We start from the raw sequence: 6,640 nt of genomic DNA on the forward strand, positions 1-6,640 counted from the left end.
GCGGAGGGGTGGGCGGGGGGCCCGGAGAGCCGGGCGCCGGCCCTCGACTCTCAGATCTCGCTCAAGTGCCACGAAATCCCCCGAGTCCCACTGCTAATTTCCTCGCACGGCTCCTCACCAGGGCCGTCCGTATGGAGAAGGGGGACTTCATGAAGAAGAAGCTGCTGTCCGTCGCCGGCGTCACGGGGTTCGTCGCCGCCACGGTCGTGCTGGGCCCGGCCACCGCCGCGAACGCTGCTCCGCTCGTCTGTGAGCCGGGTTACAAGAGCGCCAAGTGGACCAGCGTCAGCCAGAGTTGGGTTATCACGCACGCCAAGCAGATCAGCATTGCGGCAGGTACGACCGGCACGCACTCCAAGACCGCGACGCTCCGGGCGACCGTGACCTCCGGCCGGGAGATCACCACCGGGGTCAGCTACTCGGCGAGCTGGGTGATCTCCAGCCTGGACGCCAATGTGTCGGGGACACTCTCGCGGGCGGGGGAGAAGACCAAGGAGACGAGCGAGACGATCACGTTCAACTTCAACCAGCCGGGGACGTACGCGATCTTCAGCGGAGTCAAGAAGGTGTCGGGCTATTACTCCGCCAAGACCTGCAACTCCCGGGGGACGGGCTGGGGAAGTGTCGGTTACGGCAAGGCGCGCAGCTGGAGCGTCGAGGCGGAGGGTGCCGTGAAGTGCACCGAGAACCCCGCGGCGGGTACGGCGAAGCGGGCCGCGAAGAACGGGTACTGCTGACGCGCGCAGTAAGAAGAGAGTGATGAGGGCCGGGTTCCTTTCGAGGGATCCGGTCCTTGTGCGTACAGGGTTTTCCCTACGACCTGGGCGGGCTTTCGCGGAGCGATCGCACCGGAGGGCGGCGCGGCGCTATCGTGGCGAGGGCGACGGGTCACCTGTCGGGGAACGTCACGTTTTGTTCCGCCCGGTGCGTCGAGGGAGTTCCTCCGCACTTGTTGGCAAATGATTTTTTTGCGCCAGCGTCCGCTATCCGGACACCTATCGTCGATAGTTGTGTAACAAGTCCGTTTCGCAGGGATCTTTCACCTAGCGCTTTGTCCGGATTTTGGAAGAAGTAGGCGGCAGGTGTGATCGAACCGAGACCTTGCGGGTGTGGTTCGGCCATGTGTGATGGCAGATAGTTAGGCGCGTAGAGCTCGGAACTACGGGTCCACGTCTTCAGGTGGCGTCGGCTCGCGAGCGCAGGGGGCACTGACTCTTACCGACATCGGTGACGGTGTGATGTCTTGTGCTCTTCTATGCGGTGAACCTAGGGACTCATGAGGAGGAACCCATGCGCGGTGCCAAGAGCGCCAAGTGGGTGGCCATAGCCACGGTGGTGGTACTCGGCGCGACGGCCTGTGGCGGCGGCGGTGACAGCGGCAGCTCCGGCAAGAACGACGGCATTGTCGCGATGCAGATCGGTGAGCCGCAGAACGGACTTGTTCCGAGCAACACCTACGAGACCGAGGGCGCCCAGGTCATCCACGCCCTCTTCACGGGTCTGACCAAGCTCGACGCGGACAACAAGGTCGTCGACGACATGGCGGCCTCGATCGAGACCAAGGACAACAAGGTCTGGACGTTCAAGCTGAAGCCGGGCTACACCTTCCACAACGGTGAGAAGGTCACGGCGCAGTCCTACGTCGACGCCTGGAACTACGGCGCCAACCAGCAGAACGCGCAGCAGACCAACGCCCTGTTCAACCACATCCAGGGCTGGACCGACCTGAACCCGGGCGAGGGCAAGAAGCCCGCGACCGACAAGATGTCCGGTCTCAAGGTCATCGACGAGAACACGTTCCAGGTCACGCTGACCGGTGCGTTCTCCGCGTTCCGCGCGCAGCTGTCGTACACCGCGTTCGCCCCGCTGCCCAAGGCGTTCTTCAAGGACCCCAAGGGCTTCGGTGAGGCCCCGATCGGCAACGGGCCGTACATGATGGACGGCAAGGTCAAGCACAACGAGTCGATCTCGCTGAAGAAGTACGACAAGTACCCGGACGCGGCGAAGTACACCGTCAAGGGCATCAACTTCAAGATCTACTCGAACCAGGACACCGCCTACAAGGACCTGGTCGCCGGCAACCTCGACCTCGACATCACGATCCCGAACTCGGGTCTGCCGACGTACAAGAAGGACCTCCCGGGCCGCACGCTCGACGAGTCCGACTCCGGCGTCGGGTTCATCGGCTTCCCGCTGAAGTACAACAAGCTCTTCCAGAACAAGGATCTCCGCAAGGCGATCTCGATGTCGATCGACCGCAAGGCGATCGCCGACAAGATCTTCCTCGGCTCCCGCATGCCGGCCGACGACTTCATCAGCCCGATCATCGACGGCTACCGTCAGGGCGCGTGCGGCGACGCGTGCACGCTGGACCCGACGAAGGCCAAGGCGCTGTACAAGGCCAGCGGCGGCCTCCCGGGCAACACCCTGGAGATCGGCTACAACGCCGACGGCGACCACAAGGCGTGGGTCACCGCGGTCGCGAACCAGATCCAGCAGAACCTGGGCATCAAGGTCACGGCCAAGCCGTTCGAGCAGTTCCAGACCATCCTCAACGACCTGGACGCGAAGAAGTACCAGGGCGCGTTCCGCATGGGCTGGAACATGGACTACCCGGACATGGAGAACTACCTCCGTCCGATCTACTCCACGGACGCCATCGCCAACGGCTCCAACTACGCCGGCTACTCGAACCCGGCCTTCGACAAGCTCCTCGTCGAGGGCGACCAGGGCGCGACCCCGGCCGACGCCATCAAGAAGTACCAGGCGGCGGACGACATCCTGCTCGACGAGATGCCGTACATCCCGATCTACTTCTACAAGCTGAACGGCGGCTTCAGCGACAAGATCAAGTCGGTCAAGATCGCCGGCCACAACGTCCTGTGGGACTCGGTCAAGCTCAGCTAGTACGCAACTGAGCGGTTTCCGGCCAACAGCGGACCAGGGTGAGCAGGGGGAGGCGGGTCCTTCCCCTGCTCACCCCGTCTGCCGTCTCCCGTCCTGAACAGCCGTGCCCCCGGCCTCGGACGGTTACAGCAACCCCCCCTCTGGAGTACCCATGGGCCGATATGCGGCGCGACGCCTGCTACAGGCAATCCCTGTACTGATAGGCGTCACGTTCATCATCTTTTGCCTGGTCTTCGCTTTGCCCGGCGACCCGATCCAGGCTCTCGCCGGCGAGAAGCGCGCCGACCCCAACATCGCGGCGATGCTGCGTGAGCAGTACCACCTCAACGAGCCGCTGTACCAGCAGTACTGGCACTACATCACCGGCGTCTTCACCGGTGACCTGGGCCAGACGTACAACGGCCGCGAGATCTCGGAGATCGTCTCCGAGCGGTTCCCGGTCACGCTGAAGCTCGCCCTCACCGCGTTCGGCATCGAGGCCGTGATCGGCATCGTCGCCGGTATCTTCGCCGCGCTGAAGAAGGGCAAGTTCATCGACAACGTGGTGCTGGTCTCCACGCTGATCCTGATCTCCATCCCCGTCTTCGTCCTCGGCAGCGTGCTCCAGCTGGAGCTCGGTGTGAACCTCAAGGCCACACCGGTCGCCGGTATCGAGAAGGGCTGGCCGCAGAGTTACATCCTGCCCGCCATCGTCCTGGCCTCGACCTCCATGGCCTACATCGCCCGCCTCACCCGGACGAGCATGGGCGAGTCGATCCGCGCCGACTACGTGCGCACCGCGGTCGCCAAGGGCCTGCCCCGTCGCCGCGTCATCGGCGTGCACGCGCTGCGCAACTCGCTGATCCCGGTCGTCACCTTCCTGGGCATGGACCTCGGCGCCCTGATGGGCGGCGCCATCATCACCGAGCGCGTCTTCAACCTGCCCGGTCTCGGCGGCCAGATCGCCCAGTCCGTGTACCTGCGCGAACGGCCCGTCGTGGTCGGTCTGGTGACCCTGCTCGTCCTGATCTACCTGGTGGCCAACCTCCTCGTAGACCTGCTGTACGCCGTGCTCGACCCGAGGATCCGCTATGAGTGAGAAGACGATAGAGAAGCCCTCTGTCCCCGACGAGGCCGCGCTGGCCAAGGAGTTGGAGGCGGAGGAGAAGGCGGCGGCCCGGCAGGCGAGCCTCCTCAAGGACGGCTGGGCGGACCTGCGCAAGCGGCCCATGTTCATCTTCACCGTGATCATCATCCTGGCCCTGCTCGCGCTGGCGATCGCGCCCGGCCTGTTCACGTCCCGCTCGCCGCTGTCCGACGGCTTCTGCCAGCTGGAAAACTCGATGAACGGGCCGTCCTCCGGACACCTGTTCGGCTACGACGTCCAGGGCTGCGACATCTACACCCGCACCGTCTGGGGCACCCGCAACTCGATCGTGGTCGGTGTCGTCACCACCCTCGCCACCACCCTGATCGGCGGCCTCCTCGGCATGCTCGCCGGTCTCATCGGCGGCTGGGTCGACTCGGTCGTCTCCCGCATCACCGAGATCTTCGCCTCCCTGCCGCTGATCATCGGCGGTCTGCTGATCATGTCGATCTTCAACGCGGGCAACGTCTGGGGCGTCTCGTTCATCATGGCGATCCTCGGCTGGCCACAGGTCTACCGGATCATGCGCGGCGAGGTCATCGCGAACAAGTACCACGACTACGTCGCGGCGGCGCGAGCACTCGGCGCCGACTCGAAGCGGATCGCGTTCCGGCACATCCTGCCCAACACGCTGGCCCCCGTCATCGTCATCACCACGATGAACCTCGGCGTCTACATCGCCGCCGAAGCCGCCCTGTCCTACCTCGGCATCGGCATCCAGGCCCCCAACATCTCCTGGGGCCTGATGATCTCCGACGCGCAGGACCGGTTCCTCACCTCGCCGCACGCACTGCTGTTCCCGGCCGGTTTCCTCAGCATCACCGTGCTGGCGTTCATCATGCTCGGCGACGTGGTGCGCGACGCCTTCGACCCCAAGATGCGCTAGGGAGGCGTACGTGACCACCATCGATACGACGGACGCAGTCCCGGCTCCCCGGGACGGCCAGGACAGCGACAGCCCGCTGCTCGAAGTCCGCGACCTGCACGTCGAGTTCAAGACCCGCGAGGGCGTCGTCCGCGCCGTCAACGGTGTCAACTACTCGGTGAAGTCCGGAGAGACGCTCGCCGTGCTCGGCGAGTCCGGTTCGGGCAAGTCCGTGACGGCTCAGGCGATCATGGGCATCCTCGACATGCCGCCAGCCAGCATCCCCCAGGGCGAGATCCGCTTCAAGGGCCAGGACATGCTGACCATGTCCGAGGAGGAGCGGCGCAAGCTGCGCGGTGCCCGCATCGCGATGATCTTCCAGGACGCGCTCTCCTCGCTCAACCCCGTGCTCAGCGTGGGCTTCCAGCTCGGTGAGATGTTCCGCGTCCACCAGGGGATGTCCCGCAAGGACGCCAAGGCGAAGTCGATCGAGCTGATGGACCGGGTGAAGATCCCGGCCGCCGCGGCTCGCGTCAACGACTACCCCCACCAGTTCTCCGGCGGTATGCGCCAGCGCATCATGATCGCCATGGCGCTCGCCCTCGAACCGGACCTGATCATCGCCGACGAGCCCACCACGGCCCTCGACGTGACCGTCCAGGCCCAGGTCATGGACCTGCTCGCGGAGCTCCAGCGCGAGTACCAGATGGGGCTCATCCTCATCACCCACGACCTCGGGGTCGTCGCGGACGTCGCCGACAAGATCGCCGTGATGTACGCGGGCCGGATCGTGGAGACGGCGCCGGTGCACGAGCTGTACAAGCGCCCCGCCCACCCGTACACCCGGGGTCTGCTCGACTCGATCCCGCGCCTGGACCAGAAGGGCCAGGAGCTGTACGCGATCAAGGGCCTGCCGCCCAACCTGCTCAAGGTCCCGCAGGGCTGCGCCTTCAACCCGCGCTGCGAGAAGGCGCAGGACATCTGCCGTACGGACCTGCCGCCGCTCGTCCCGGTGACCGAGCGGGACGGTACGGAACTGCCCGGCCGCGCCAGCGCGTGCCACTTCTGGAAGGAGACGATCCATGGCTGAGACGACCAAGGCCGCCGAGCCCGAGGACGTCAAGCCGGACGTCTCCGTGTCCAAGGAGGCGGCTCCGGCGGACCGGGGTGAGCCCATCCTCCAGGTGCGCAACCTCGTCAAGCACTTCCCCCTGACGCAGGGCATCGTCATCAAGCGCCAGGTCGGCGCCGTCAAGGCCGTCGACGGGGTCTCCTTCGACCTCTACAAGGGCGAGACGCTCGGCATCGTGGGCGAGTCCGGCTGCGGCAAGTCGACCGTCGCCAAGCTCCTGATGAACCTGGAGCGCGCGACGTCCGGCGAGGTCTTCTACAAGGGTGAGGACATCACCCGGCTGTCCGGCAAGGCCCTCAAGGCCGTCCGCCGGAACATCCAGATGATCTTCCAGGACCCGTACACCTCGCTGAACCCGCGCATGACGGTCGGCGACATCATCGGGGAGCCGTACGACATCCACCCCGAGGTGGCCCCCAAGGGCGACCGGCGCCAGCGGGTGAAGGAACTGCTCGACGTCGTCGGCCTCAACCCGGAGTACATCAACCGCTACCCCCACCAGTTCTCCGGTGGCCAGCGGCAGCGCATCGGCATCGCCCGCGGACTCGCCCTCAACCCCGAGGTCATCATCTGCGACGAGCCGGTCTCCGCGCTGGACGTCTCCGTGCAG

General features: G+C 65.5%; 6 protein-coding genes. All 6 read left to right on the forward strand.

Annotated elements, in window-relative coordinates; genetic code table 11:
- Positions 1-149: 149 nt before the first annotated feature.
- Positions 150-737 carry a hypothetical protein gene (locus tag AOK24_RS25290; RefSeq protein WP_133258145.1) on the forward strand — a complete coding sequence of 196 codons (588 nt, stop codon included), beginning with the start codon at positions 150-152 and terminating at the stop codon, positions 735-737.
- A 553-nt stretch (positions 738-1,290) separates the two neighbouring features.
- Entirely contained in the window at positions 1,291-2,907 is a 1,617-nt protein-coding gene (locus AOK24_RS25295) for a peptide ABC transporter substrate-binding protein (RefSeq protein ID WP_055722378.1), read from the forward strand.
- 151 nt (positions 2,908-3,058) lie between these two features.
- On the forward strand, positions 3,059-3,985 hold the full coding sequence (locus AOK24_RS25300) for an ABC transporter permease (RefSeq protein WP_055722379.1): 927 nt from the start codon (positions 3,059-3,061) through the stop codon (positions 3,983-3,985).
- The gene (locus AOK24_RS25305) at positions 3,978-4,919 is read left to right on the forward strand and encodes an ABC transporter permease (protein WP_055722380.1); all 942 of its coding nucleotides are present in this window, start codon (positions 3,978-3,980) and stop codon (positions 4,917-4,919) included. The genes AOK24_RS25300 and AOK24_RS25305 overlap by 8 nt, the downstream gene beginning before the upstream one ends.
- A gap of 10 nt (positions 4,920-4,929) precedes the next feature.
- Positions 4,930-5,988 carry an ABC transporter ATP-binding protein gene (locus AOK24_RS25310; RefSeq protein WP_055722381.1) on the forward strand — a complete coding sequence of 353 codons (1,059 nt, stop codon included), beginning with the start codon at positions 4,930-4,932 and terminating at the stop codon, positions 5,986-5,988.
- The coding region (locus AOK24_RS25315; RefSeq protein ID WP_159051974.1) for an ATP-binding cassette domain-containing protein at positions 5,981-6,640 on the forward strand (660 nt) is incomplete at its 3' end. The genes AOK24_RS25310 and AOK24_RS25315, both read left to right, overlap by 8 nt.

It is taken from the genome of Streptomyces niveiscabiei (assembly GCF_001419795.1).
GTDB classification, from domain to species: domain Bacteria; phylum Actinomycetota; class Actinomycetes; order Streptomycetales; family Streptomycetaceae; genus Streptomyces; species Streptomyces niveiscabiei.

Coding starts and splice junctions, on each gene's coding strand:
- AOK24_RS25305 (WP_055722380.1), top strand. CDS start 3,978: ATGAGTGAGAAGACGATAGAGAAGCCCTCTGTCCCCGACGAGGCCGCG.
- AOK24_RS25290 (WP_133258145.1), top strand. CDS start 150: ATGAAGAAGAAGCTGCTGTCCGTCGCCGGCGTCACGGGGTTCGTCGCC.
- AOK24_RS25300 (WP_055722379.1), top strand. CDS start 3,059: ATGGGCCGATATGCGGCGCGACGCCTGCTACAGGCAATCCCTGTACTG.
- AOK24_RS25295 (WP_055722378.1), top strand. CDS start 1,291: ATGCGCGGTGCCAAGAGCGCCAAGTGGGTGGCCATAGCCACGGTGGTG.